The 24,724-nt window shown below is 72.5% G+C and carries 24 protein-coding genes and 3 tRNA genes; 11 read left to right on the forward strand and 16 right to left on the reverse strand.

What is annotated here, in order from left to right; genetic code table 11:
• On the forward strand, positions 1–1,419 hold a 1,419-nt coding region (locus FHE66_RS06860), incomplete at its 5' end, for a heavy metal translocating P-type ATPase (RefSeq protein WP_139072230.1).
• A gap of 9 nt (positions 1,420–1,428) precedes the next feature.
• On the opposite strand, the gene FHE66_RS06865 is transcribed toward FHE66_RS06860, so the two are convergent.
• The 4 genes from FHE66_RS06865 to FHE66_RS06880 form a co-directional block, all read right to left on the reverse strand.
• Positions 1,429–1,893: a PPOX class F420-dependent oxidoreductase gene (locus FHE66_RS06865; protein ID WP_139072231.1), complete on the reverse strand. Its 465-nt coding sequence runs from the start codon at positions 1,891–1,893 to the stop codon at positions 1,429–1,431.
• Between the two features lie 51 nt (positions 1,894–1,944).
• Complete coding sequence (locus FHE66_RS06870; protein WP_139072232.1) at positions 1,945–3,057, reverse strand: hypothetical protein; 1,113 nt, start codon at positions 3,055–3,057, stop codon at positions 1,945–1,947.
• Positions 3,058–3,173: 116 nt separating this feature from the next.
• Positions 3,174–3,380, reverse strand: coding sequence for a DUF1918 domain-containing protein (locus FHE66_RS06875; RefSeq protein ID WP_139072233.1), 207 nt, complete (start codon positions 3,378–3,380; stop codon positions 3,174–3,176).
• Positions 3,381–3,915: 535 nt separating this feature from the next.
• Positions 3,916–3,999, reverse strand: a tRNA-Leu gene (locus FHE66_RS06880).
• 215 nt (positions 4,000–4,214) lie between these two features.
• Here FHE66_RS06880 and FHE66_RS06885 point away from each other — a divergent pair.
• The 7 genes from FHE66_RS06885 to pknB are packed head-to-tail and all read left to right on the forward strand — an operon-like array spanning position 4,215 to position 12,557.
• Positions 4,215–4,922 carry a DUF3662 and FHA domain-containing protein gene (locus tag FHE66_RS06885; RefSeq protein WP_139072234.1) on the forward strand — a complete coding sequence of 236 codons (708 nt, stop codon included), beginning with the start codon at positions 4,215–4,217 and terminating at the stop codon, positions 4,920–4,922.
• The gene (locus tag FHE66_RS06890; RefSeq protein WP_139072235.1) at positions 4,919–5,392 is read left to right on the forward strand and encodes an FHA domain-containing protein; all 474 of its coding nucleotides are present in this window, start codon (positions 4,919–4,921) and stop codon (positions 5,390–5,392) included. The genes FHE66_RS06885 and FHE66_RS06890 overlap by 4 nt, the downstream gene beginning before the upstream one ends.
• Before the next feature lie 4 nt (positions 5,393–5,396).
• A complete protein-coding gene (locus FHE66_RS06895; protein WP_139072236.1) occupies positions 5,397–6,677 on the forward strand; it encodes a PP2C family serine/threonine-protein phosphatase in 1,281 nt (426 codons plus the stop codon).
• On the forward strand, positions 6,678–8,114 hold the full coding sequence (locus FHE66_RS06900; protein WP_139072237.1) for an FtsW/RodA/SpoVE family cell cycle protein: 1,437 nt from the start codon (positions 6,678–6,680) through the stop codon (positions 8,112–8,114).
• Entirely contained in the window at positions 8,111–9,568 is a 1,458-nt protein-coding gene (locus FHE66_RS06905) for a penicillin-binding protein 2 (protein WP_139072238.1), read from the forward strand. The genes FHE66_RS06900 and FHE66_RS06905 overlap by 4 nt, the downstream gene beginning before the upstream one ends.
• 2 nt (positions 9,569–9,570) lie before the next feature.
• A complete protein-coding gene (locus tag FHE66_RS06910) occupies positions 9,571–10,686 on the forward strand; it encodes a serine/threonine-protein kinase (RefSeq protein WP_230976474.1) in 1,116 nt (371 codons plus the stop codon).
• A 2-nt stretch (positions 10,687–10,688) separates the two neighbouring features.
• The gene (pknB, locus tag FHE66_RS06915) at positions 10,689–12,557 is read left to right on the forward strand and encodes a Stk1 family PASTA domain-containing Ser/Thr kinase (RefSeq protein WP_139072239.1); all 1,869 of its coding nucleotides are present in this window, start codon (positions 10,689–10,691) and stop codon (positions 12,555–12,557) included.
• 72 nt (positions 12,558–12,629) lie between these two features.
• On the opposite strand, the gene FHE66_RS06920 is transcribed toward pknB, so the two are convergent.
• Genes FHE66_RS06920 through FHE66_RS06930 form a run of 4 tightly spaced genes read right to left on the reverse strand, consistent with a single transcriptional unit; the run spans position 12,630 to position 14,984 of the window.
• Entirely contained in the window at positions 12,630–13,250 is a 621-nt protein-coding gene (locus FHE66_RS06920; RefSeq protein ID WP_139072240.1) for an aminodeoxychorismate/anthranilate synthase component II, read from the reverse strand.
• A complete protein-coding gene (locus FHE66_RS15445) occupies positions 13,247–13,411 on the reverse strand; it encodes a hypothetical protein (protein ID WP_176554687.1) in 165 nt (54 codons plus the stop codon). The genes FHE66_RS06920 and FHE66_RS15445 overlap by 4 nt, the downstream gene beginning before the upstream one ends.
• A complete protein-coding gene (locus tag FHE66_RS06925; RefSeq protein WP_139072241.1) occupies positions 13,411–14,214 on the reverse strand; it encodes a class E sortase in 804 nt (267 codons plus the stop codon). The genes FHE66_RS15445 and FHE66_RS06925 overlap by 1 nt, the downstream gene beginning before the upstream one ends.
• Before the next feature lie 44 nt (positions 14,215–14,258).
• On the reverse strand, positions 14,259–14,984 hold the full coding sequence (locus tag FHE66_RS06930) for a DUF881 domain-containing protein (protein ID WP_139072242.1): 726 nt from the start codon (positions 14,982–14,984) through the stop codon (positions 14,259–14,261).
• A gap of 153 nt (positions 14,985–15,137) precedes the next feature.
• Between FHE66_RS06930 and FHE66_RS06935 the strand changes: the two genes are divergently transcribed.
• Positions 15,138–15,386, forward strand: a complete 249-nt coding sequence (locus tag FHE66_RS06935; protein WP_139072243.1) for a cell division protein CrgA — start codon at positions 15,138–15,140, stop codon at positions 15,384–15,386.
• A 218-nt stretch (positions 15,387–15,604) separates the two neighbouring features.
• On the opposite strand, the gene FHE66_RS06940 is transcribed toward FHE66_RS06935, so the two are convergent.
• Entirely contained in the window at positions 15,605–16,318 is a 714-nt protein-coding gene (locus FHE66_RS06940; RefSeq protein WP_230976472.1) for a rhomboid family intramembrane serine protease, read from the reverse strand.
• A 139-nt stretch (positions 16,319–16,457) separates the two neighbouring features.
• On the reverse strand, positions 16,458–16,979 hold the full coding sequence (locus tag FHE66_RS06945; protein WP_139072245.1) for a peptidylprolyl isomerase: 522 nt from the start codon (positions 16,977–16,979) through the stop codon (positions 16,458–16,460).
• 124 nt (positions 16,980–17,103) lie between these two features.
• Here FHE66_RS06945 and FHE66_RS06950 point away from each other — a divergent pair, with 124 nt between their 5' ends.
• Together FHE66_RS06950 and FHE66_RS06955 are read left to right on the forward strand one after the other, a co-directional pair.
• On the forward strand, positions 17,104–17,820 hold the full coding sequence (locus FHE66_RS06950) for a hypothetical protein (protein ID WP_139072246.1): 717 nt from the start codon (positions 17,104–17,106) through the stop codon (positions 17,818–17,820).
• A gap of 71 nt (positions 17,821–17,891) precedes the next feature.
• On the forward strand, positions 17,892–18,269 hold the full coding sequence (locus FHE66_RS06955) for an ankyrin repeat domain-containing protein (protein WP_139072247.1): 378 nt from the start codon (positions 17,892–17,894) through the stop codon (positions 18,267–18,269).
• A 440-nt stretch (positions 18,270–18,709) separates the two neighbouring features.
• On the opposite strand, the gene FHE66_RS06970 is transcribed toward FHE66_RS06955, so the two are convergent.
• The 6 genes from FHE66_RS06970 to gyrB form a co-directional block, all read right to left on the reverse strand.
• Positions 18,710–18,785: transfer RNA gene (locus tag FHE66_RS06970), tRNA-Ala, on the reverse strand.
• A gap of 40 nt (positions 18,786–18,825) precedes the next feature.
• Positions 18,826–18,987 carry a DLW-39 family protein gene (locus tag FHE66_RS15450; RefSeq protein WP_168202596.1) on the reverse strand — a complete coding sequence of 54 codons (162 nt, stop codon included), beginning with the start codon at positions 18,985–18,987 and terminating at the stop codon, positions 18,826–18,828.
• A 23-nt stretch (positions 18,988–19,010) separates the two neighbouring features.
• Positions 19,011–19,084: transfer RNA gene (locus FHE66_RS06975), tRNA-Ile, on the reverse strand.
• Between the two features lie 102 nt (positions 19,085–19,186).
• Positions 19,187–19,906 carry a DUF3566 domain-containing protein gene (locus FHE66_RS06980; RefSeq protein ID WP_139072248.1) on the reverse strand — a complete coding sequence of 240 codons (720 nt, stop codon included), beginning with the start codon at positions 19,904–19,906 and terminating at the stop codon, positions 19,187–19,189.
• On the reverse strand, positions 19,903–22,389 hold the full coding sequence (gyrA, locus tag FHE66_RS06985) for a DNA gyrase subunit A (protein ID WP_139072421.1): 2,487 nt from the start codon (positions 22,387–22,389) through the stop codon (positions 19,903–19,905). The genes FHE66_RS06980 and gyrA overlap by 4 nt, the downstream gene beginning before the upstream one ends.
• 98 nt (positions 22,390–22,487) lie before the next feature.
• Positions 22,488–24,524: a DNA topoisomerase (ATP-hydrolyzing) subunit B gene (gyrB, locus tag FHE66_RS06990; protein ID WP_139072249.1), complete on the reverse strand. Its 2,037-nt coding sequence runs from the start codon at positions 24,522–24,524 to the stop codon at positions 22,488–22,490.
• Between the last annotated feature and the right edge of the window lie 200 nt (positions 24,525–24,724).

The following is a 24,724-nucleotide window of genomic DNA, read 5'->3' on the forward strand; positions in this document are numbered from 1 at the left end:
GACGAGTCGATGATCACCGGGGAGTCCGTCCCGGTCCGCCGCGGGCAGGGAGACCGGGTGGTCGCCGGGACGGTGGCCACCGACTCTGGCCTGCGGGTGCGGGTCGACGCCGTCGGGGAGGGCACGACGCTCGCCGGGATCCAGCGGCTGGTGAGGGCGGCGCAGAGCTCGGCCAGCCGGGCGCAGCGTCTGGCCGACCGCGCCGCGGGCTGGCTCTTCTGGTACGCGGTGGGGGTGGCGGCGCTCACCGCCGTCGCCTGGCTCGCCTGGGGCACGCCGCAGACGGCGCTCACGCGCGTCATCACCGTCCTCGTCATCGCCTGCCCCCACGCGCTCGGGCTGGCGATCCCGCTCGTCGTCTCCATCGCCACCGAGCGCGCCGCCCGCGGCGGGGTGCTCGTCACCGACCGGCTCGCGCTCGAGCGGATGCGGACGGTCGACACCGTCCTGCTCGACAAGACCGGCACCCTCACGACCGGCGAGCCGGCCCTCGCCGCCGTCCGGGCCACCCCCGGCGTCGGAGAGGACGAGGTGCTCGCGCTGGCGGCGGCGGTCGAGGCGCCGAGCGAGCACCCGCTCGCCCGGGCGGTCGTCCGGGCCGCTGCCGGCCGCGGGCTCACCGTGCCGGACGCCGGGGCATTCCGGTCGACGCCCGGGGTCGGGGTGAGCGCCGTCGTCGGCGGCGCACGGGTCGCGGTCGGTGGTCCGGCGCTCCTCGCCGAGCACGACGCCCGGCCGCTGCCCGCCGACCGGTCCGACGAGGGGCGGACCGTGCTCCACGTCCTGCGCGACGGTGAGCCGATCGGTGTCCTCACCCTCGCCGACGCCGTGCGCCCCGAGTCTCGGCAGGCGGTCGCCGGGCTGCGCGCGCTGGGGATCGAGGTCGCGATGATCACCGGTGACGCCGAGCCGGTGGCGCGCACGGTCGCCGCCGAGCTGGGCATCGACCGGGTGCTCGCAAGCGTGCGGCCCGAGCGCAAGAACGAGGAGGTCGCCGCGCTGCAGCGGGAGGGACGCACCGTCGCGATGGTCGGCGACGGCGTCAACGACGCGCCCGCGCTCGCCCAAGCGGACGTCGGCATCGCCATCGGGGCGGGGACCGACGTCGCGATCGGCTCGGCGGGCGTCGTCCTCGCGAGTGATGACCCCCGCTCGGTCCTGTCCGTCATCCACCTGTCCCGCGCGGCCTACCGCAAGATGACGCAGAACCTGTGGTGGGCGGCGGGCTACAACCTCGCCGCGGTCCCGCTCGCGGCGGGTGTGCTCGCGCCGGTCGGGTTCGTCATGCCGATGGCCGCCGGCGCGGTGCTCATGTCGCTGTCGACCGTCGTCGTCGCGGCCAACGCCCAGCTGCTGCGCCACCTCGACCTGTCCCCGGAGGGGAGCATGCGGGCGCTCGGCATGGCCGGGGACCGCTGAGCGGCCCGGTCAGGAGGGCACGCGGTCGGGCGGGAAGCCTCCGGTCGCGACCGGTCCCCAGCCGGTGATCGTGATCCGGATGAGCGACTTGCCCTGGCGTCGCATCGCGGCGCGGTAGTCCTCCCAGTCCGGGTGCTCGCCGGCGATGCACCGGTAGTAGTCGACGAGCGCGTCCTCGGCCTCGGGCATGTCGAGCACCTCGGCGGTGCCGTCGACCTGCACCCACGCGTCGTCCCAGTCCTCGCCCAGCACGAGCACCGACGCCGCGGGGTCGCGCCGCAGGTTCACCGCCTTCGCGCGGTCGGGGTAGGTGGAGATGACGATCCGCCCGGACTCGTCGACGCCGCCGCTGACCGGCGAGAGCTGCGGGCGCCCGTCGGCGCGCCGGGTGAGCAGCACGTGGTGGTGGCGGGTGCGGAGGAACTCGAGGAGCTCCTCGCGGCTGACGCGGTCGGCGGTGGCGATGCGTGGCATGGGTGCATCGTAGGAGCGCCGGGCCGCGCGCGCCGGGGTGACGGCGCCGGCTCAGCGGGCGTCGCGGCCCACGCCGAGGACGAGCCCGAGCCCTCCGAGGAAGAACGCACCGAGGATCACGAGGAGCTCGAGGTCCTGCGGCTCCCGCGGGATCGACGCCTCGGGCGGCGGCGCGGGCGCCTCGGCCGCCGCCGCGGACGCGGGTCCGGTCGCGGGCGCCGTGACGGCCGGGGCGCTCATCGGTTCTGACGGCGCCGCGGCGTCCAGGTTGAGCAGGGCCGGGGGCACGGAGGGCTCGTCGGCAGGAGGCAGGGCGGGCGGGGGCGTGCTCGGCTCAGGCTGCGGCTCGGGCTCGGGCTCCTCGACCGGGGGCGTGACCGCGTCGGTGAGGAGGAGCGTCACCACGTGCGTCCCGCCCGCGCCCGGGAGCGGCTCGACCGGCTGCCCCTCGGCCTCGAGCCGGTGGCCGGCGGCAGCCGTCACGGTGAGCTCGAGGACCGCCGTGCCGTCGAGGTACGCGAGCGCCGGGAGGTGCACCCCCGGCGCGAGCACCTCCCCCGCCGCGTCACGCACGACCTGCCCGGGCGCCTCCGGGACGTGGACGGCGTCCGCCTCGGTCCCGTCCGCGTCGAACGCCTCCGGGAGGACGAGCTCGGCCGCCGCCCGCGGGTCGATGACGTAGCGGACCGGCGCCGTGCCGCCGTCGTCGTCGGTGGCGAGGACGTGGCCCTCGGCGGCGAGCGCGCCGAGGACGACGCCGGCTAGCTCCCGGCCCAGGCCCTCCGCGGTGATCTCGACGTGCCCCATCGGGTCGCCGGGGACGTGGCGCGCCGTCCCCGCCGCGACGAGGTCGGCGACGGGCGTGCCGTCGACGAGCCACGTGACCCCGGGGTGGTCGGGCAGGAGGTAGCCCGCGCCGTCGTCGAGGTGGACCGGCGGCGGGAGGTGGACGACGACGGGAGCCACGGGTTCACCGGGCACCGGGCCGGGCTGCTCGACGGGTGGCGGTACCTCGCCGGACGGCTGTGCGGCCGCCGCGGCCGCCGGTGCCGCGACGCTCCCGAGGGCCAGCAGGACGCCCGCCGTCAGCGCCCGCAGGCGGCTCGTGGGGATGCGCATGGCGGCGTGGAGGTCCCGGGAGTCGGAGGCAGGGCGCGCGGACACGGCCCGTACCGACGATCGGCAGCGCGCCGTCGAGATCGAGGAGTTCGCGGAGGTTCAGCGTAGCCAGCCGACCGCCGCCCGGAGCGCGACGCGCGCGGGCACGGTGGCGGGTGAGGTCAGGTCGGCTCGCCCACCCCTCCGCTGTGGACCACGCTGTCCGAGCCCGGGAAGAAGAGGGACTCGGCGCCGGTGTCCGACCACCGCACGAGGTAGGGCGGGGTCCCGCCCTGACCGTGGACGGCGAGGACCTCACCGTCGCGGGTGTGGCCGCCCACGTGCGTGGCGTTGACGACGATCCTGTCCCCCGGTTCGACGGGTGCCATGCCCCTCACCTCCGTCAGTGCCGGCCGCTGTACCGGCTCACCACCATGGTGGCCCCATCCCGCCCCCGGCGAAAGAGGAGGCGCCTTCCTCCCACCCTCCCTCTGGGACGCCCCTTTGCGGGCTCCTGGGCGCGCTGCACGGGGTGTCCCCGGGGATCCAGAGGGTGTCCCAGAGAGAAGGGCCGGGCGAGGTCGGCGGCGGCGCGGCGCGTTCTCTGGGACGCCCCTTTACGGGGTCCCGGGCGCGCTGCACGGGGTGTCTCCGGGGATCCAGGGGGTGTCCCAGAGGTGGTGGTGGGGGTCCCCGTCGGCCCGCAGGGACCCGCGGCCGGGCGGGCGGCTACGGGTCCTCCACCGGGCCGACCGGCGGACTCAGTGGCTCGCACAGCTCGTCTGGGACACCCTTCTGCGGCCGCGCGGCGCCGCGCAGGGGGCGTCCGCGGGCTGCGAGGGGCGTCCCAGAGGGATCACGGCGCGGGGGCGGCTCAGAGAACGACGAAGCGGCGGGCCCCTGGGGGACCCGCCGCTCCTGCTGTGCGCGAGGGGGGAGTTGAACCCCCACGCCCTTTCGGGCACACGGACCTGAACCGTGCGCGTCTGCCTATTCCGCCACTCGCGCGTGTACAGCGAGGACGAGATTAGCACGGGGCTCGGGCCGGGGACGACGCCGCGGGGGGCAACGAGAGCGGGCTCACAGCCAGGGCCCTCGCGCGCCCCACCTGGCCGCCACGGGGCCGCCCCACAGGGTCTGCCGCGCCCCTACCTCCACGCCGATGCCTCGGGAACGATGCATGATCGTTACGATCAGGGTGGCTCAAGGGAGGAGGTGTCACGATGGGAGCTCTCGATCGCTTCGAGAAGAAGGTCGAGAACGCGGTCAACAGCGTCTTCGCGAAGGCGTTCCGCAGCGAGGTCAAGCCGGTGGAGATCGCCAGCGCGATCCGCCGCGCGATGGACGACCGCGCCGCCGCGGTCTCCCGCGGACGCACCGTCGTGCCCAACGAGTTCACCGTGCGGCTGAGCCCCGAGGACCGCGAGCGCGTCGACGCGTGGGGCGCCGACGCCCTCGCCGAGGAGATGGTCTCGGCGGCCACCGAGCACGCCGACAGCCAGCAGTACGCCTTCGTCGGCCCGGTCCGCGTCGTCTTCGAGACCGACGAGTCCGTGTCCACCGGCCGCCTCGACGTCGAGACCGCGACCGTCCGCGGCGCCGCCGCGCCCGCGACGTCCACCGCGGCCTCCACGCGCCACCCGATCATCGACATCGACGGTCAGCGCTACCTGCTCACCGGACCGGTCACCGTGCTCGGCCGCGGCACCGAGGCGGACATCGTCGTCGACGACTCCGGTGTCTCGCGCCGTCACCTCGAGCTGCGGGTCACCCCGCAGGGGACCGTCGCCACCGACCTCGGCTCGACCAACGGCACGTTCGTCGAGGGCCACCGCGTCCAGGCGGCAACCCTCCTGGATGGCAACACGATCACCATCGGCCGCACCCGGATCATGTTCTGGAACGGCGCGAGCGCCGAGGCAGGCCGATGACCGAGCTCGCCGTCACGCTCCTGCGCCTGAGCTACCTCGTGCTCCTGTGGGTCTTCGTCCTCAGCGCCCTCGCCGTGCTCCGCCAGGACATCTTCGGCACCCGCATCGTGCGCCGGGTCCGTGGCGCCGCCCGGTCACGCAAGCAGGCACGCCCCGCGGCCCCGCGCCCGGCGCGCAGCGCCCCCACCCGCCTCGTCGTCACCCAGGGCCCGCTCTCGGGCACGACCGTGCCGCTGGGCCCCTCGGCGATCATCATCGGCCGCTCCCCCGCCTCCACCCTCGTCCTCGACGACGACTACGCCTCCGGGCGGCACGCCCGCTTCTTCCCCCAGGACGGCTCGTGGTGGGTCGAGGACCTCGGCTCGACGAACGGCACGTTCGTCGGGGATCGTCGCCTCGCCCAGCCCGTCCAGCTCGCCACCGGCACGCCGGTGCGGGTGGGTCAGACCGTCATCGAGCTGCAGCGCTGAGCCCATGCCGCTGACCGTCAACTTCGCCGCCCGCTCCGACGTCGGGCTCGTGCGCTCGAGCAACCAGGACTCCGGCTACGCCGGGCCCCACCTCCTCGTGCTCGCCGACGGCATGGGCGGCCCCGCCGGCGGCGACATCGCCTCCTCCGTGGCCCTGGCCCACCTCGTCCACCTCGACGAGGAGCAGCCGGCGGCCGACGACCTCCTGCCGAGCCTGCGCGAGTCGGTCGCCGCCGCGCACGCCGACCTCGAGGAACGCGCCGAGGCCGACCCCGAGCTCGCCGGCCTGGGCACGACGTGCATCGCGGTCCTCCGCTCGGAGAACAAGATCGCCATGGTCCACATCGGCGACTCGCGTGCCTACCTCCTGCGCGACGGCGAGCTCACCCGGATCACCACCGACCACACCTTCGTCCAGCACCTCGTCGACATCGGCCGCCTCACCCCCGAGCAGGCCGAGCGCCACCCGCAGCGCTCGGTGCTCCTGCGGGTGCTCGGCGACACCGACGGCGACGTCATCCTCGACGAGTCGGTCCGCGAGGCGAAGGTCGGGGACCGCTGGCTGCTGTGCTCCGACGGCCTGTCCGGCGTGGTGAGCGCGGAGACCATCGCCGAGACCCTCACCCGCGTCGCCGACCCCGGCCGCTGCGCCGAGGAGCTCATCGACCTCGCCCTGCGCGGCGGCGGTCCGGACAACGTCACCTGCGTCATCGCCGACTTCCTCGACGCCGACGACCTCCCCGACGGCCTCGTCCCGGCGACCACCCCGCAGGTCGTCGGCGCCGCCGCCACCGACCGGCTGCGCGCCACGAGAGGCACCCCGGGCGCCGCCGGCCGCGCCGCAGCCCTGACCGCGCCCGCACCGCGGCCGGCCGAGGAGGACGAGGAGGACCAGCCCCGTCCGCGCCGCCGCTGGATCGGGGCCACCCTGCTCACGCTCCTCGTCCTCGCCGGCCTCGGTGCCGCGGCCTGGTTCGGCTACCGCTGGACCCAGGACCAGTACTACCTCGCGCCCGACGGCGAGGTCGTCGCCATCTACCGCGGCATCCCCCAGGAGCTCGGGCCGCTCACCCTCTCCGAGGTCCATGAGCGCACCGACCTGCGCCTGGACGACCTGCCCAGCTACGTCCAGGACCGCCTCGAGGCGACGATGACCGTCGACTCCCTCGAGGACGCCGAGACCCGCGTGCGCGAGCTGCGGGCAGACGTGCGCCGCCCCGCCGACGGCGCCACCCCCGCCCCCACCCCGACGAGCGTGCCCGGGGCCACGCAGGACGGGGCCTAGATGGCCATCGTCAGCCAGCAGGCAGGGCGCCCGGGCCGGTGGGTCGAGCTGGGGCTCCTCGCCCTCGCGATCGGCATCGGCCTGTACGCCTACGTGCAGGTGGGGCTGGCGACGACGGGCGAGGTCCCCAGCGGGGTCTTCACCCAGCTCGGGGTGCTCGTCGTCCTCGCCGTGCTCACGCACGTCGTCCTGCGGTGGCGAGCGCCCTACGCCGACCCTGTCATCCTGCCTACCGCCGTCGCCCTCAACGGCCTCGGGCTCGCGATGATCTACCGCATCGACCAGGCCGAGGGCACGTCCTTCGCCTCCCGCCAGGTCATGTGGACGATGCTCGGGGTGGCGGCCGCCGTCGCCGTCGTCGTGCTCCTGCGCGACCACCGGCAGCTGCGCCGCTACACCTACCTGTCGATGATCCTCGGCCTCGTCATGCTCCTCCTGCCGCTCGTGCCGGGGCTGGGCGCGACGATCAACGGCGCCCGGATCTGGATCTCGCTCGGGGGGCTGTCCTTCCAGCCCGCCGAGCTGGCCAAGGTGCTCCTCGCCATCTTCTTCGCCGGCTACCTCGTGACGAACCGCGACACCCTCGCCCTCGCCGGCCCGAAGGTGCTCGGCCTCCAGCTGCCCCGGGCCCGCGACCTCGGCCCGATCCTCCTCGCCTGGGGCGTCGCGCTCGTCGTCCTCGTCTTCCAGCGGGACCTCGGCACGGCGCTGCTCTTCTTCGCCCTGTTCGTCGCCATGCTCTACGTCGCCACCGAACGGCTGAGCTGGGTGCTCATCGGCCTGCTCCTCTTCGGCGGCGGGGCGGCGCTGGCCGCCGCCACCCTCGACCACGTCGGCGCCCGCTTCGACGTCTGGCTCAACGCCCTGGACCCCGACATCTACAACCGCGCGTTCGGCGGCTCCTACCAGGTGGTCCAGGGGCTGTTCGGGATGGCGTCGGGCGGCCTCATGGGCACCGGCTGGGGTCAGGGCCGGCCCGAGATCGTGCCCTACGCCCACTCCGACTTCATCATCGCCTCGCTCGCCGAGGAGCTCGGCCTCACCGGCCTGCTGGCGATCCTCCTCATGTACCTCGTCCTCGTCGAGCGCGGCATGCGGGCCGCCATCGGGGTGCGCGACGGCTTCGGCACGCTGCTCGCCTCGGGCCTGTCCTTCGTCGTCGCCTTCCAGTGCTTCGTCGTCGTCGGCGGGGTCACCCGGCTCATCCCGCTCACCGGCCTGACGATGCCGTTCCTCGCCCAGGGCGGCTCCTCCCTCGTCGTCAACTGGATGATCGTCGCGCTGCTCCTGCGCATCTCCGACGCCGCCCGCCGGCCCGCGGCGATGAGCGGCGAGCTGCCGATCCCGCCGCTCGACACCTCCGGGGAGGTCGCCGAGGTGACGTTCCGCCCGACCGGTGACGACGCCAACCCCACCGAGGTGGTGAGGCTCTCGTGAACACGCCAGTCCGCCGGCTCACGGTGGTGGCCGCGCTCATGTTCCTCGCGCTCATGGTCGCCGCCACGTCCGTCCAGTACGTCCAGGCGCCGTCGCTCAACGCCGACGGTCGCAACGTGCGCACCATCTACCGCGAGTTCGGGCAGGACCGGGGCCCGATCATCGTCGCCGGGGAGGCGATCGCCTCCTCGACGCCGGTCGACACCGACTACCGCTACCAGCGCTCCTACTCCCAGCCGTTCCTCTACGCGCACTCCACCGGCTACTTCGCCGCCGCGCTGAGCTCGATGACCGGCATGGAGCTCGCCGCCAACGACGTCCTCGGCGGCACCGCCGACTCCCTCGTCGTCCAGCGGCTCCAGGACCTCGTCACCGGGCGCCAGCCGCAGGGCGGGTCGGTCGAGCTCACCCTGGACCCGCGCGCCCAGCAGGCCGCCTGGGACGCGCTCGGGGACCAGCGCGGCGCCGTCGTCGCCCTCGACACCCGGACCGGGGCGATCCTCGCCATGGTCTCCAAGCCGAGCTACGACCCCAACGCCCTCGCCGTGCACTCCGGCTCGGCGGCGCAGGAGGCCTACGACGCCCTGGTCGCCGACCCCACCGAGCCCCTCGTCAACCGGGCGATCGGCGGGGACCTGTACGCGCCGGGCTCCTCCTTCAAGATCGTCGTCGCCGCGGCGGCCATCGAGGCCGACAACCTCGACGCCGACAGCCCGGTGCCCTCCCCCGCCCAGCTCCAGCTCCCGCAGTCGACGCGGGTCATCAACAACCCCGGCGGCATCCAGTGCACGCCCAACGACACAGCGCCGCTGCGCTACACGGTCGAGCAGTCGTGCAACACGACGTTCGCCCAGCTCGGCATGGACCTGGGCGCGGACGCCCTGCGGGAGCAGGCCGAGGCGTTCGGGTTCGGCCAGCCGCTGCGCATCCCGCTGCAGGTGACCCCCTCGAGCTTCCCCCAGGACATGGACGCCGCGCAGACCGCCCTGGCCTCCATCGGGCAGTTCGACGTGCGCGCCACGCCGCTGCAGATGGCGATGGTCTCCCAGGCCATCGCCAACGACGGGCGCCAGATGCAGCCCTACCTCGTGGCCACCGAGCGCAACGCCGACCTCGAGGTCGTCTCCACGACCGAGCCGACCGAGCTGCGCCAGTCGGTCACCCCGCGCACCGCCGGTGTGCTCACCGAGCTCATGACGAGCGTCGTCGCCAACGGCACCGGGCGGGCCGCCCAGCTGCCGGGCATCGCCGTCGCCGGCAAGACCGGCACCGCGCAGAGCGGGACGGACGCCCCGCCGCACGCGTGGTTCACGTCCTTCGCCCCCGCGGACGACCCGCGGGTGGCCGTCGCCGTGGTCGTGGAGAACGGTGGGTTCGAGGGGGACGTCGCCTCCGGCGGGACCACCGCCGCCCCGATCGCGCGGCAGGTGCTCGCCGCGCTGCTCCTGGAGTAGGCGTGCCGATCCGCACAGGACACCTCCTCAAGGGACGCTACGAGCTCACCGAGCGCATCGCCGTCGGCGGCATGGGCGAGGTGTGGCGCGGCCGTGACCGGCTGCTCGGGCGCACGGTCGCGGCCAAGGTGCTGCGCGAGGACCTCCTGGGGGACGAGGCCTCGCTCGACCGGCTGCGCGCCGAGGCGCGCAACGCCAGCGGCGTCGTGCACCCGAACGTCGCCGTCGTCCTCGACTACGGCGAGCAGGACGGCGGCGGGTTCCTCGTCATGGAGCACGTGCCCGGCGAGCCCCTGTCCCGCATCCTCGCCCGCGAGCGCACCCTGCCCCTGGACCGGCTGCTGCCGATCCTCCTCCAGTGCTGCCGCGGCCTGCAGGCGGTGCACGACGCCGGGGTGGTGCACCGCGACGTCAAGCCCTCCAACGTCCTGCTCACCCCGGACGGCACGGTCAAGCTCACCGACTTCGGCATCTCCGTCGCGACCGACCAGCCGGCGCTCACGGCGACCGGGATGGTCATGGGCACCGCCCAGTACCTGCCGCCCGAGCTCGCGATGGGCAGGCCGGCGCGGCCCGCCGGGGACCTCTACGCCCTCGGCGTCATCGCCTACGAGGCCATCGTCGGCCGCCGGCCCTACACCGGCACCACCCAGGTGGACATCGCGATGGCACACGTCACCTCCCCGCTGCCCCCGCTCCCCGACGACGTGCCGGCCCCGGTCCGCGAGCTCGTCACCGCGATGCTCGCCAAGGACCCCGCGGACCGGCCGCCGTCCGCCGCGGTGGTCGCCCGCCGCCTCGATGAGCTCGGGGAGGCCCCGCTCTCCCCTCCGACGCCCGCGCCCGCCGGCACGAGGAGGACGACGACGGCGCGCCCGCAGCGGGCTGCCTCGGCCACGCCCCCCGGGCGTCGTCGTGGACCCGCAGACCGCTGGCAACGACCCACGTGGGAGGACCTGGCCGCCGACCGCCGCTGGGTCGCCGCTCTCGCGGCAGGTGTCGTGCTCGCCCTCCTGCTCGCCCTGACCCTCGGTACCCTTGCCCTGGGCGGGGACGGTCGGGTGGGCAGTGCCCCCGACATGCGCCCAGCCGACCGACCGACAGTGAGGATCCCCTAGTGGTGGACGAAGTACCCAAGGTGCTCGCAGGACGTTACGAGGTCCGTGAGCTCATCGGCCGCGGGGGCATGGCCGAGGTCTACATCGGTTACGACAGCCGGCTCTCCCGGACGGTGGCGATCAAGGTGCTGCGGTCCGACCTCGCGCGCGACCCCACCTTCCAGGCGCGCTTCCGCCGCGAGGCGCAGGCCGCGGCGGCCCTCAACCACCCGGCGATCGTCTCGGTCTACGACACCGGCGAGGACGACGTCGTCACCGCGAGCGGTGAGCGCGCCCACGTCCCGTACATCGTCATGGAGTACGTCGAGGGCCACACGGTGCGCTCCCTGCTCAACGACGGCGCCGCGGTGCCGATCGACGAGGCCTGCGAGATCGTCATCGGGGTGCTCTCCGCGCTGGCCTACTCCCACCGGGAGGGCATCGTCCACCGGGACATCAAGCCCGGCAACGTCATGCTCACGCCCACCGGGCAGGTCAAGGTCATGGACTTCGGCATCGCCCGCGCGATGGCCGACTCCGCCGCGACGATGACCCAGACCCACGCCGTCGTCGGCACCGCCCAGTACCTCTCCCCGGAGCAGGCCCGCGGCGAGGTCGTCGACGCCCGCTCCGACATCTACTCCACCGGCTGCCTGCTCTTCGAGCTGCTCACCGGCCAGCCGCCCTTCAGCGGCGACTCCGCGGTGGCGGTGGCCTACCAGCACGTGCGCGAGATGCCCAAGACGCCGAGCCAGGTGGCCTCCGACATCCCCGAGGCGCTCGACCGGATCGTGCTCAAGTCGCTGGCCAAGGACCGCGAGGACCGCTACCCCGACGCCGACGCGATGCGGGCGGACCTCGAGGCCGCGGTGCGCGGCGGTGAGGTCAGCGCGCCGGCGGCGAGCACGTGGATCGCTGCCGCGGCCGCGGCAGACGCGACCTCCGTCATCGGCGCCGCCCCGTCCGCGACGCGGGCGATGCCGGCGCAGACCGGCTCCCGCGCGGCCGTGGCCGCCGAGGAGGACGAGGAGCCGAAGAAGCGCTCGCCCTGGTGGGTGTGGGTGCTCGTGCTCGTGGGCCTGCTGGCCGCCGCCGGCGTCACCTACCTCCTGCTCACCAACGACAACGACACCGAGCCCGACCCGCCCGCCGTCGTCACCGTCCCCGACCTCACCGGGATGGACCAGACGGCGGCCCGGCTCGCCGTCGAGGGCGAGGGACTCGTCTTCGCGATCGGGGACCCGGAGTTCTCCGCGGACATCGAGCCCGGGATCTTCGTCAGCTCCGACCCGGCGGTCGGCGCCGAGGTCGAGGAGGGGCAGACCGTCACGGTGCGCTTCTCCGCCGGTCCCGAGGCCGTCGAGATGCCCGACGTCGTGGGCCTGAGCCAGCGTCAGGCGCAGGACCAGCTCTCCGAGGACGAGCTGGGCATCAGCGTCCGGATCACCTACCGGCCGATCAACAGCCCGGACTACGAGGCCGACCGCGTCGCGCAGACCGAGCCGCCGGCCGGTGAGCCGGTCGAGCCGGGGGCGGAGGTCGTCCTCCACATCGCCACCGGCAACGTCGACGTCCCCGACGTCCGCGGCCAGACGATCGAGGCGGCGACCGAGGCGCTGCGCGCCCTCAACCTCACGGTGAGCGCCGTCGACCAGCCCTCGGGCGACTTCGACCCGGGTACGGTGCTCGACCAGGACCGCACCGGCCCGGTGCCGCGGTTCAGCACGATCGAGCTCACGGTGGCCGTCGAGGCCCCGACGCCGGTCCAGCCCACGCCGACCCCGACGCCGGCTCCCACCGAGGAGCCCGCGCCGAGCGAGAGCCCGACCACGGAGGAGCCGCCGCCGAGCGGCTCGGCCGAGCCCGGCCACCGGGCGGGCGAGGAGCTGTAGCCACAGACGCCGGAGCCCGGCACCGCGGAGGCGGTGCCGGGCTCTCGTCGTACCAGGCTCGGGCGAGCCGTGTCAGCGGCGGACGAGCGGGGCGAGGCCCTCGCTGCGGGCGGTCGCCTCGCGGTCACCCGCGATCGTGAGCCAGTTCGCCAGCAGCCGGTGCCCGTGGTCGGTGAGCACGGACTCGGGGTGGAACTGCACGCCGTGGAGCGGCAGGTCGCGGTGCTCCAGGCCCATGACGATGCCGTTCGCGGTGCGCGCGGTGACCCGCAGCGTGTCCGGCACGGTGGCCGGGTCGACGGTGAGCGAGTGGTACCGGGTGGCGGTGAACGGCGTGGGGAGCCCGGCGAAGACACCGGTGCCGTCGTGCTCGACGAGGGACGTCTTGCCGTGCATGAGCTCGGGCGCGTGGGTGACGGTGGCCCCGAAGAGCTCACCGAGGGCCTGGTGGCCCAGGCACACGCCGAGCATCGGCACCCGGTGCTCGGCGCACGCCGCGATGACGTCGAGCGTGACGCCCGCACCCTTCGGGGTGCCCGGGCCCGGGGAGACGAGGACGGCGTCGACGTCGCGCGGGTCGGTGGTGACGTCGTCGTTGCGCTGGACGACGGCAGTTGCGCCGAGCTGCTCGAGATAGCCGACGATCGTCCAGACGAAGCTGTCGTAGTTGTCGACGACGAGGACGCGGGTCACGGGGCTCCCTCGATGGTGGTCTCGTTGAAGGGCATGTAGGGGGCGATCTGCGGGAACAGCCAGGTGAAGCAGGCGTAGACGACCGCCGCCGCCAGGAGGAGGAGCAGGATGACCCGGAACCACGCGGGCCCGGGGAGCACCCGCCACAACGCGCCGTACATCAGCGTCCCTCCTCGAGCTCGAGCAGCTCGGCCGGCATGCCGTCGTTCTTGTCGACCCAGTGCTGGAACTGGCCGTAGGTGATCCACCGCTCGGCGGCGGAGAACAGGGGGTGGCACGTCGTCAGGGTGATCATCCGCTCCGTGGGCGGGACACCGGGCTCGTTCGGCACCGGCGCGATGACCTCGACCTGCGAGGGGTGGACCACCTCGGACCCGACGACCTCGTAGACGAGGTAGGCGTCGGCGGTCTCGACGACGAGCGAGTCGCCGACGACGATCTGCTCGATCTCCCGGTAGGGCGCGCCGTAGGACTGCCGGTGTGCGGCCGTCGCGAAGTTGCCGACCTCGCCGGGCAGCTGGGTGTCGGGGTAGTGCCCGATGTAGCCCCGGTTGAGGACCGCGCCCAGGCTCACGCCCTCGGCGATCGAGTACTCGTAGTCCGGTCCGAGCCGCGGGACGTGCAGCGTTCCCATGACGTCGCCCTCGCCGCCCACCGTGGGCAGCGGCGGCGGGTCGGTGCGCGGCTCGCCGGGCTGCGGCGGCGCGTCGATGACGTCGCCCTGGCCGCGCCAGTCCTCCAGGACCTGGGCCTGGTGGTTGTTCGCCTCGACGTCCGTCCACCACAGCTGCCACACGACGAAGAGCCCGAGGAGGACGCCGGCGGTGATCATGAGCTCGCCGACGACGCCGACGAGACCGGCGAGGAAGCCACCCCTGCGCTTGCGCGGCCGGGTGCGCCGCGGCGTGCCGTCGTCCGGCTGGCCGGGCAGCCACTCGAGCTGGTCGACGTCCGTGCTGGCCATCGAGGTCCTCTGGTCGCGTCTCACTGGGTCCGGATCAGCGTAGTTCACCCTGCTCGCGCGTGGTCCAGACGAAGGGAGCCCGTGTAGGCGGGCATGTCGATGGCGGGCGTCTCCTCGAGGGACCAGCCCAGACCGACGGCGTCGACGTACTGGAGGTAGACCTGCACCCCGGGGGCGGCCTCGACGGCGGCGGCGAGCTCCTGCGGGTCCCCGATGGCCGAGACGCGGTAGGGCGGGGAGTAGTGGCGGCCGTGGAGCAGGAGGACGTTGCCCACGCAGCGCACGGAGGAGGTCGAGGTGATCCGCTGGTCCTGGATCATCATCGCCTCGGCTCCGCCCGTCCACAGGGCGTTGATGACCGCCTCGAGGTCCTGCTGGTGGACGACGAGGTCGTCGGGGTGCAGGCCGCTGGCGGCGAGGTCCGGCGGGGCGGGGGCGTCCCACAGCTCGACGACGACGCCCGGCCCGGTCACCGGCGTCTGCCCGGCGGCGAGGGCGGTGAGCACGCCCGCCTCCGGGTCCGGCGCGGCCGGCGGCTGCTCCCGGGCCACGAGATCGGCGCGCTCCTGGCGCAGCTGGGCGACCTCCTCCTCGTTCTCCTCCAGCCGGGCGGTCTCGACGCGGGCGAGGTCGACGAGGTTGGTGGCGGACCGGTCCGCCTCGTCCTCGAAGAGCGTGGCGCTGGTGGCGAAGAGGAGGCCGGCGAGCGCGGCGACGAGACCGACGGCCACCGAACCGTTCCAGTGCGAGCCCTTCAGCGAGCGAGCCATCGTCCACATCCTCCTTTCCCGAGCAGGGGCGTGCCCTTCTTCGGCGTTCCGCCCACTACGCTAGGGGAGGCGTCGCGTGCCAGGAAGGGCAGGCGACACCGCGACCGTACCGAGGTACCGCCGGCCGGGCGGGACACCGAAGGAGAGCTGACAGTGCCGGAGTCCAAGCGCCGCAAGAACAAGGCGACGTACACGCCCCCGCCCACGCCTGCCCAGCCCAAGGAGAGCCCGCGCTGGTGGGTGCCCACCGCCGTCGTCCTCATGGTCGTCGGCATGCTGTGGGTGGTCATCACCTACATCATCCAGGCTGCCGGCCCCATCCCGGGCATCGGGAACCTCAACCTGGCGATCGGGTTCGTCGTCCTGCTCGTCGGGTTCCTCATGACCCTGCGCTGGCGGTAGTCCGCCAGTCCACGGAGCGCCGGTCCAGTGCTGGACCGGCGCTTCGTCGTCTCCGGGTGTCTCGTCCCCGGCTGTGCCCACAGGTGTGGAGCAACCTGTGGAGAACTACAGCGGTGTAACTTCCCCAGGTGTGCACAAACCTGTGGAGAACTACATGGTTGTCATTTCCCCAGGTGCACAGGTGTGCACAAGCCTGTGGAGAACTACATCTGTGTAACTCAGGAGATCGCGTACTTCGCGGCAGCGAGGACGACGAGGAGCACGGTGACCCCCACGGTGGCCACGACACTCACCGCGGTCCGGCGGTCGCGCGGCGCGTAGACGTAGGCGGCGGACAGCAGGAGGCCGGTGAGCAGGCCACCGACGTGCGCCTGCCAGGCGACGTTGGGGATGACGAACCCGAGCACGGCGTTGATCGCGATGAGCACGACGATCTGGGTCGTGTCCCGCCCGAGGCGGCGCAGAGCGAGCCCGATCGCGCCGAAGAGGCCGAACACCGCGCCGGAGGCACCGACGACGGGGGTGACCCAGTCGTGCTCGAAGGGGGAGGCGAACAGCAGGACGCCAACCGAGCCGCCGAGGGCGCTCACGAGGAACAGGGCGGCGAACCGCCAGCGCCCCAGGGCCGGCTCGAGCACCGAGCCGACGATCCACAGGGCGTACATGTTCACCGCGAGATGGAGGAACCCGCCGTGGAGGAACGCGGCGGTGAGGAACCGGTGCGGCTCGAGCTCACCGAGGGCCGGCATGAAGTACGCCGGCGTGCTCAGGCCCGGGAACACCCGCTGGGCGGCGTAGGCGAGCACGCACAGGGCGACGAACGTCATCGTGACCACTGGCCGCCCGCTGTGGACCTTGGCCCCGAAGACCGTGCGGCGGGCGGGCATCGCCGCCTGCGCCCTGGCGACGCAGTCGACGCACTGGACGCCCACCGCTGCCGGTCGCTGGCACTCGGGGCACACGGGCCGGTCGCAGCGTTGGCACCGCACGTACGAGACGCGGTCGGGGTGCCGCGGGCAGACCGGTGGCTGGGCGCCGCCGGCCTGCCCGTAGGGACTGGCGGTCATCTGCTCAGTCGGTGACGGTGATCGAGGAGATGACGACGTCCTCGACCGGACGGTCGCCCGGGCCGGTGGGGACGGCGCTGATCTTGTCGACGACGGCGCGGCTCTCGGCGTCCGCGACGCGACCGAAGATCGTGTGCTTGCCCTGCAGCCAGGTCGTGGGCGCGGTCGTGATGAAGAACTGCGAGCCGTTGGTGCCGCGGCCGCCGATCTTCCCGGCGTTGGCCATCGCCAGCATGTAGGGCTGGGTGAAGTCGAGCTCCGGGTGGATCTCGTCGTCGAAGGTGTAGCCGGGGCCGCCGCGCCCAGAGCCCAGCGGGTCGCCGCCCTGGATCATGAAGTTCGGGATGATCCGGTGGAAGATCACGCCGTCGTACAGGGGGTCGTTCGACTCCTGGCCCGTCGCCGGGTTGGTCCAGGTCCGCTCGCCCTTGGCGAGGGAGACGAAGTTCTCCACGGTCTTGGGGGCGTGGTGGGGGAACAGCTCGATGACGATGTCCCCGAGGTTCGTGTGCACAGTTGCTTCCATACCGCCGATCCTTTCACGCCGCAGCGAGCGGGCGCAGCGCGAGAATCCGCCGTAGGAATGGTGCGCCGGTCCACCCTTGATGGGACTATGGCCGCACGTACCTGAAAGCCACGAGGGAGAGCACATGTCGCGCAAGCCGAAGATCAGCGAGATCGACGCCGAGAAGGTGCGCCAGCAGGCAGCGGACCTCGGCCACACCCTCACCGAGCAGGCCTCGCGGGCCACCGAGGCCGCGGCCGCCCTGGCAGGGCAGGGGAAGGTGTGGGCGACCGACGTCGCCGCCCCGAAGATCGACAAGGCGTGGCGCGAGGGCGTCTCCGTCGCCGCCCCGAAGATCGAGGCCGCGGCCGGCAAGGCCCGCCCTGCCGTCGACCACGCTCGCGACAAGATCGTCGACGACTACCTGCCGCGCGTCCAGAAGGCGATGCACGACGCCGCCGAGGCCGCCGCGAAGGAGAACGGCGCCAAGGGCAAGGCCGTCAAGGCCGGCAAGGCCGCCCAGAAGGCGCTCACCACGAAGCCGAAGAAGCGCGGCGGCAAGGGCAAGGCCCTGGGCTGGGTGCTCGTCGGCACCGCGGCCGCCGGCACCGGCTACCTCCTGTGGCGCCGCACGCAGCCCGTCGACGACCCGTGGGCCGAGGAGTACTGGGAGGACACGACGGTGACCACCGTCGCCGAGGTCTCCACGGCCCCCGCCGGTGTCGAGGACGGTGAGCCCGCCGCCGACGCCGAGATCGTCGCCGCCGAGGCCGGCGCCGCTGCCGGTGCCACCGATGAGCTCACCGACCCCATCGACAAGGGCCGCGGCGAGACCGACGTCGACGACACCCGCAACGCCTGACCAGAACCACACACGATGCCCGGGGCCCTGGTGGTCCCGGGCATCGTCGTCCCCCTGAGGAGGAACACCCGATGAGCGACGACGTCCACGCGCTGGCCGCGCACGTCTTCGACCTCGCCCGCGGCGGTGAGACCGACGCGCTGGCCGCGTACCTGGACGCAGGTGCCCCCGTCGACCTCACGAACGACAAGGGCGACTCCCTGCTCATCCTGGCGAGCTACCACGAGCACGAGGACACGGTCGCGCTGCTCCTCGAGCGTGGCGCCGACGTCTCGCGGCTCAACGACCGTGGCCAGAGCGCCCTCGTCTGTGCCGTGTTCAAGCAGGCGCCGGGGATCGTGCGCCGCCTCGTGGCCGCCGGTGCGGACCCGGACGCCGGGACCCCGAGCGCCCGCGCGACCGCGCAGTACTTCGGAGCCACCGAGATCGCCGCGCTGCTCGAGGGCTGACCCGGTTGTCCCACACCGCCTCGTACAGCCGCCGTGCGTAGAGCAGCGTGCCTGCCTCCCTGATGAGAGCGGTCGATGCCGCGAACACCTCGTCGTCGTGCGGGTAGAGGGCGAAGTACCGACCCTCCCTCGCCGCACGCCCAGGGCTCTTTGCCGACTCCGCCTACGCCTGGCAGGCGGCGGACAAGCTCGTGTGGTCCACGACCCTCACCGAGCCGGCGCCGCGGCACACCCGCATCGAGCGCCGCTTCGACGCCTCGGCGGTGCGCGCGCCCAAGGAGACAGCCACACGTGACCTCACCGTGGGCGGCGCGAAGCTGGCCGGCAACGGCTGCTGTGGTTCACCCCGGCGCTCGGCACGGACAGTGCGGACGCGCTGGAGATGCTCGCGGTCGTCGGGACGCAGGATCTCGAGCCGCGGTGAGGTCGGCCAGATGCCGTGGTGGAGCCAACGGGACTCGAACCCGTAACCCCCTGCTTGCAAAGCAGGTGCGCTACCAATTGCGCCATGGCCCCGATGCCGGCGACGTGGCCGGCGGGGGAATGCTACCCGCGCTCAGTGGGCGGTGGAGGCCTCGGGCGCCTCGGGGAAGGTGTTCCCGCCGAAGCTGTCGGTGACCTCCTGCCACAGGGCCCGCTCCTCGCGGTCGGCCCGGACCTTCGCCCAGACGGCGTAGCCGGCTGCCGCCAGGGCGGCGACTCCGAGAAGCTTCTTCATGGGTTGCCTCCGTGGTGGTCGTGTGGGCCTAGCTGGACTCGAACCAGCGACCTCTTCCTTATCAGGGAAGCGCTCTAACCGTCTGAGCTATAGGCCCGTCGCACCCGGTGACGCCTCATGGGTGCCGGATGAGACTACCCCAGGGCCGCGGCCCTGCCCAAACCTGGACCGGGCCCCGGGGACGTCGTGTTCGCCACACTCAGTCGTCGGTGAGCGTGAGGTGCACGCCGCCGACGAGCGCCGCGACGATGTTGTAGAGGAACGCGCCCAGTGTCGCGAGGGCGGTGAGGAGCAGGATGTCGACAACGGCGATGATCGCCGCCATCGAGACCACGCGGTCGAACTGGACGTAGTCCATGAGCCGGAGGAAGTTCTCCGAGTCGAGGGTGACGAGCAGCTCCTCGATGTCGGCGAAGACGTGCATCGAGTCGAGCACGAGCCACATGGCGGCCGCGGCGACGACGATGCCGATGCCGACGGCGATCGACAGGAGGAAGGACAGCTTCATCACCGACCACGGGTCCACCCGCGCGACCGACAGGCGCACGCGCCGCGGGCCGGAGGAGGGACGGGCGGCAGCGCGCGGCTCGCTCTTGCCGGCGGCCGGCCCCTGGGCGGTCTGCGTCGCCCCCGCAGCAGCCGCGGGACGCTCCGTCGTCGAGGACTGGGCGCCGTAGCGCGGCGCCGTCGCCGACCCGCCGGAGACCTGACCGGTGCGCACGGCGCTGGCGCCGCCGACCGGGGCGGTCTGGTCGGGGTGGGGGACCACCGGGTGCTCGGAGACGCCCTTGGCGGCCGCGAAGCGCTCAGCGAGGCTGGTGCGGATCGCCGTGCGGTCCTGGGACGTCGTGGACCCCGTGCCGGGCTCGGTGGCGGCCGGACGCGTCACGTCCTCCGGCCCGGGAGTGCTGGTGCTCATGACTGTCCTCCATCGTCACCCTCGGCGGGCTCCTCGGCTTCCTCGGGTGACGCTACGCCATCGGCGTCGCGCTCGGCGTTCCGTGCGACGGCGATGATGCGGTCCCCGTTGTCGGGCTTGGCGAAGATGACACCCTGGGTGTTGCGACCGGTGAGGTTGACCTCCTCGACCGCCGACCGGACGATCTTGCCGCCCTCCATGATGACCATGACCTCGTCGTCGGGCCTGGTGAGCAGCGCGCCGACGAGGTCCCCGCGGGCCTCGACGAGGTTGGCGACCTTGATGCCGAGACCGCCGCGGCCCTGCACCCGGTACTCCTCGATGGCGGTGCGCTTGGCGAACCCGCCCTCGGTGACGACGAAGAGCGCCGAGCTCTCGTGACCGGGGTGGACGACGTCCATCGCGAGCAGCTCGTCGTCGCCGCGGAACTTCATGCCGGTGACGCCGGAGGTCGAACGGCCCATCGGGCGCAGCGCCTCGTCGGTCGCGGTGAAGCGGATCGACTGCCCCTTGCGCGAGACGAGCAGGAGGTCGTCGTCGCTGTTGGCGAGGCTGGCGGACACGACGCGGTCGCGCCGGCCCTCCTCGTCCTCGCGGAGGTTGATCGCGATGATGCCGCCGGTGCGGTTGGTGTCGTACTCGCCGAGGCGGGTCTTCTTCACCAGGCCGCGCTGGGTGGCCAGGACGAGGTAGTCCGCGTCGTCGTAGCTGCGCAGGGCGAGCACCTGGGCGATGCGCTCGTCCGGCTGGAAGGCCAGCAGGTTCGCCACGTGCTGGCCCTTGGAGTCACGCCCGCCCTCGGGCAGCTCGTACCCCTTGGCCCGGTAGACCCGGCCCATGTTCGTGAAGAACAGCAGCCACTGGTGGGTCGTGGTGACGAAGAAGTGCTCGACGATGTCGTCCTCGCGCAGCTGCGTGCCGCGCACGCCCTTGCCGCCACGACGCTGGGAGCGGTAGTTGTCGGTGCGGGTGCGCTTGACGTAGCCGCCACGGGTGATCGTGACGACGACGTCCTCCTCGGGGATGAGGTCCTCGATCGACATGTCGCCCTCGTAGGGGACGACCGTCGTGCGCCGCTCGTCGCCGTACTTCGCGACGATCGTGCCGAGCTCCTCCGACACGATCCGGCGCTGGCGCTCCGGAGAGGCGAGGATGTCCTTGTACTCGCGGATCTCCGCCTCGATCTTGTCGTGCTCGTCGACGATCTTCTGGCGCTCGAGGGCGGCCAGGCGGCGCAGCTGCATCGCGAGGATGGCATCGGCCTGGATCTCGTCGATGTCGAGCAGGTCCATGAGGCCCCCGCGCGCGGCGTCCCCACTCTCCGAGCGCCGGATGAGGGCGATGACCTCGTCGAGCATCTCCAGCGCCTTGAGCTGGCCGCGCAGGATGTGGATGCGCTCCTCGGCCCGCTTGAGCAGGAACCGCGTACGACGCACGATGACGTCGATCTGGTGGTTCACCCAGTGCCGGACGAACGCGTCGAGGCTCAGCGTGCGGGGCACGCCGTCGACGAGCGCGAGCATGTTCGCCGGGAAGTTGTCCTGCAGCTGGGTGTGCTTGTAGAGGTTGTTGAGCACGACCTTGGCGACGGCGTCACGCTTGAGGATGATGACGAGCCGCTGGCCGGCGCGGCCGGAGGACTCGTCGCGCATGTCGGCGATGCCCTGCAGCCGTCCGTCGTGGACGAGCGAGGCGATCTTGGTGACGAGGTTGTCCGGGTTCACCTGGTAGGGCAGCTCGGTGACGACCAGGCACTGCCGGCCCTGGATCTCCTCGACGTTGACCACGGCGCGCTGGGTGATCGAGCCGCGGCCGGTGCGGTAGGCATCCTCGATGCCGCGGCGGCCGAGGATCGTCGCGCCGGTGGGGAAGTCGGGGCCCTTGATGCGCTCCATGAGCGCCTCGAGCAGCTCCTCCTTGGAGGCCTCGGGGTTCTCGAGGAACCACTGCACGCCCTCGGCCACCTCGCGCAGGTTGTGCGGCGGGATGCGCGTGGCCATGCCGACCGCGATGCCCTCCGACCCGTTGACGAGGAGGTTGGGGAAGCGGGCCGGCAGGACGTCCGGCTCCTGGTTCTTCCCGTCGTAGTTGTCGTGGAAGTCGACCGTGTCCTGGTCGATGTCGCGGACCATCTCCATGGCCAGCGGCGCCATCTTGCACTCGGTGTACCGCGGGGCGGCGGCGCCGAGGTTGCCCGCGGAGCCGAAGTTGCCCTGCCCGGCGACGAGCGGGTAGCGCAGCGACCACGGCTGGACCAGGCGCACGAGGGCGTCGTAGATCGAGGTGTCGCCGTGGGGGTGGTACTGCCCCATGACCTCACCGACGACGCGCGAGCACTTGTTGAACGACGCGTCGGGCCGGTACCCGCCGTCGTACATCGCGTAGAGCACGCGGCGGTGCACCGGCTTGAGGCCGTCACGCACGTCCGGCAGCGCACGCCCGACGATGACGCTCATCGCGTAGTCGAGGTACGAGCGCTGCATCTCGAGGGTCAGGTCGACCTGCTCGATGTGGTCGGCTGGGGGCTGGGTCACTGTCGTCCTTCTGTCCGTCTGCGGGAGCGGGTGGGGCGGGGCGCGGGCTAGATGTCCAGGAAGCGCACGTCGCGTGCGTTCCGCTGGATGAACTCACGCCGGGACTCGACGTCCTCGCCCATGAGGACCGAGAACACCTCGTCCGCGGCTGCCGCCTCCCCGACCGTCACCTGTCGCAGGGTGCGCGTCTCGGGGTCCATCGTCGTGTCCCACAGCTCCTGCTCGTTCATCTCGCCGAGACCCTTGTAGCGCTGGATGCCGCTCTCCTTGGGCATCCGCTTGCCGGCGGCCGCGCCCTCGGCGAGCAGCGCGTCCTTCTCCCGGTCGGAGTACACGTACTCGTGCGGCGAGTTGGTCCACTTGAGCCGGTACAGCGGGGGCTGGGCCAGGTACACGTGGCCGTTCTCGATGAGCGGGCGCATGTAGCGGAAGAGCAGCGTGAGCAGCAGCGTGGTGATGTGCTGGCCGTCGACGTCGGCGTCGGCCATGAGCACGATCTTGTGGTACCGGAGTTTGGCGATGTCGAACTCCTCGCCGATGCCGGTGCCGAAGGCGGTGATGAGCGCCTGGATCTCCTGGTTGCCCAGGGCCTTGTCCAGGCGCGCCTTCTCGACGTTGAGGATCTTCCCGCGCAGCGGGAGGATCGCCTGCGTCTCCGGGTCGCGGCCCTGGACGGCCGAGCCGCCGGCGGAGTCTCCCTCGACGATGAAGATCTCCGAGCGGCTCGCGTCGCGGCTCGAGCAGTCCTTGAGCTTGCCGGGCATGGAGGCGGACTCCAGCGCGCCCTTCCGGCGGGTGGCCTCGCGCGCCTTGCGGGCGGCGAGCCGGGCCGCGGCGGCCTGCTGGGCCTTGCGGATGACGTCCTTGGCCTCGTTCGGGTGGGAGTCGAGCCAGTCGCCGAGGTGGCTGTAGACGACCTGCTGCACGTAGGTGCGCGCCTCGGTGTTGCCGAGCTTCGTCTTCGTCTGGCCCTCGAACTGCGGCTCGCCGAGCTTGACGGAGATGACGGCGGTGAGGCCCTCGCGGATGTCGTCACCCGTGAGGTTGTCGTCCTTGTCCTTGAGGATGTTCTTGTCCTTGGCGTACCGGTTGATCAGCGAGGTGAGCGCCGCGCGGAAGCCCTCCTCGTGGGTGCCGCCCTCGGAGGTGTTGATCGTGTTCGCGTAGGTGTGGACGGACTCGGAGTATGCGCTCGTCCACTGCATCGCGATCTCGACGGAGATCTTCCGGTCCTGGTCCTCGGCCTCGATGTCGATGATCTCGGGGTTGATGAGATCGACCTTCTTGGCGGAGTTGAGGTGCTGGACGTAGTCCTGCAGGCCGTTGGCGTACTGGTAGACGACCTCGCGGTGGCCCTCGTGGGCGTCGTCCGACGAGCCCTTCTCGTCTCCCGTGACCTCGTCGCCGGCGTCGGTGACGCCGGCCCGCTCGTCGGTGAGCGCGATGCGCAGGCCCTTGTTGAGGAAGGCCATCTGCTGGAAGCGGGCGCGGAGGGTCTCGAAGTCGAAGTCGGTGGTCTCGAAGATGTCCGCGTTGGGCCAGAACGTCACCGTGGTGCCGGTCTTGTCGGTGGTGCCGACCTCCGCGAGGGGCGCGGTGGGCACGCCGTCCTGGTAGCTCTGCCGCCAGATCGCGCCGTCCCGGTGGACCTCGACGATGAGGCGGGTGGACAGGGCGTTGACGACGGAGACGCCGACGCCGTGCAGACCTCCGGAGACGGCGTAGCCGCCACCGCCGAACTTGCCGCCGGCGTGGAGGACGGTGAGGACGACCTCGACGGCCGGCTTGCCCTCGGACTCGACGATGTCGACGGGGATGCCGCGGCCGTCGTCGATGACGCGCACTCCGCCGTCCTCGAGGATGGTGACGTCGATGGTGGTCGCGTGCCCGGCCAGTGCCTCGTCGACCGAGTTGTCGACCACCTCGTAGACCAGGTGGTGCAGGCCGCGCTCACCGGTGGACCCGATGTACATGCCGGGGCGCTTACGGACCGCCTCGAGGCCTTCGAGAACCGTGATGTTCGTTGCGTCGTACCCGGCTTCCTGCGGGCTCGTGCCGGTGCTCGGGGGCGTCTCGTCAGCCACTGTCTGGCGCTCTCCTCATCAGTTGTCGCGGCGCAGCACCGCACCGTCACCTGGTTCGGGACGATGGGCCGGGCACCACAGCTGCCCCCGGTGTGCGACTCCTGCCGACTCCCGCGGGCGGGGTCACCCGATTCTACTGCGTCGGTGCCTGAATCACCGCATATCCACAGCTTCATCCACAGTGTGACGCGCGTCGTGGC

It is taken from the genome of Georgenia sp. 311 (assembly GCF_006151955.1).
GTDB lineage: Bacteria > Actinomycetota > Actinomycetes > Actinomycetales > Actinomycetaceae > Oceanitalea > Oceanitalea wutianyii.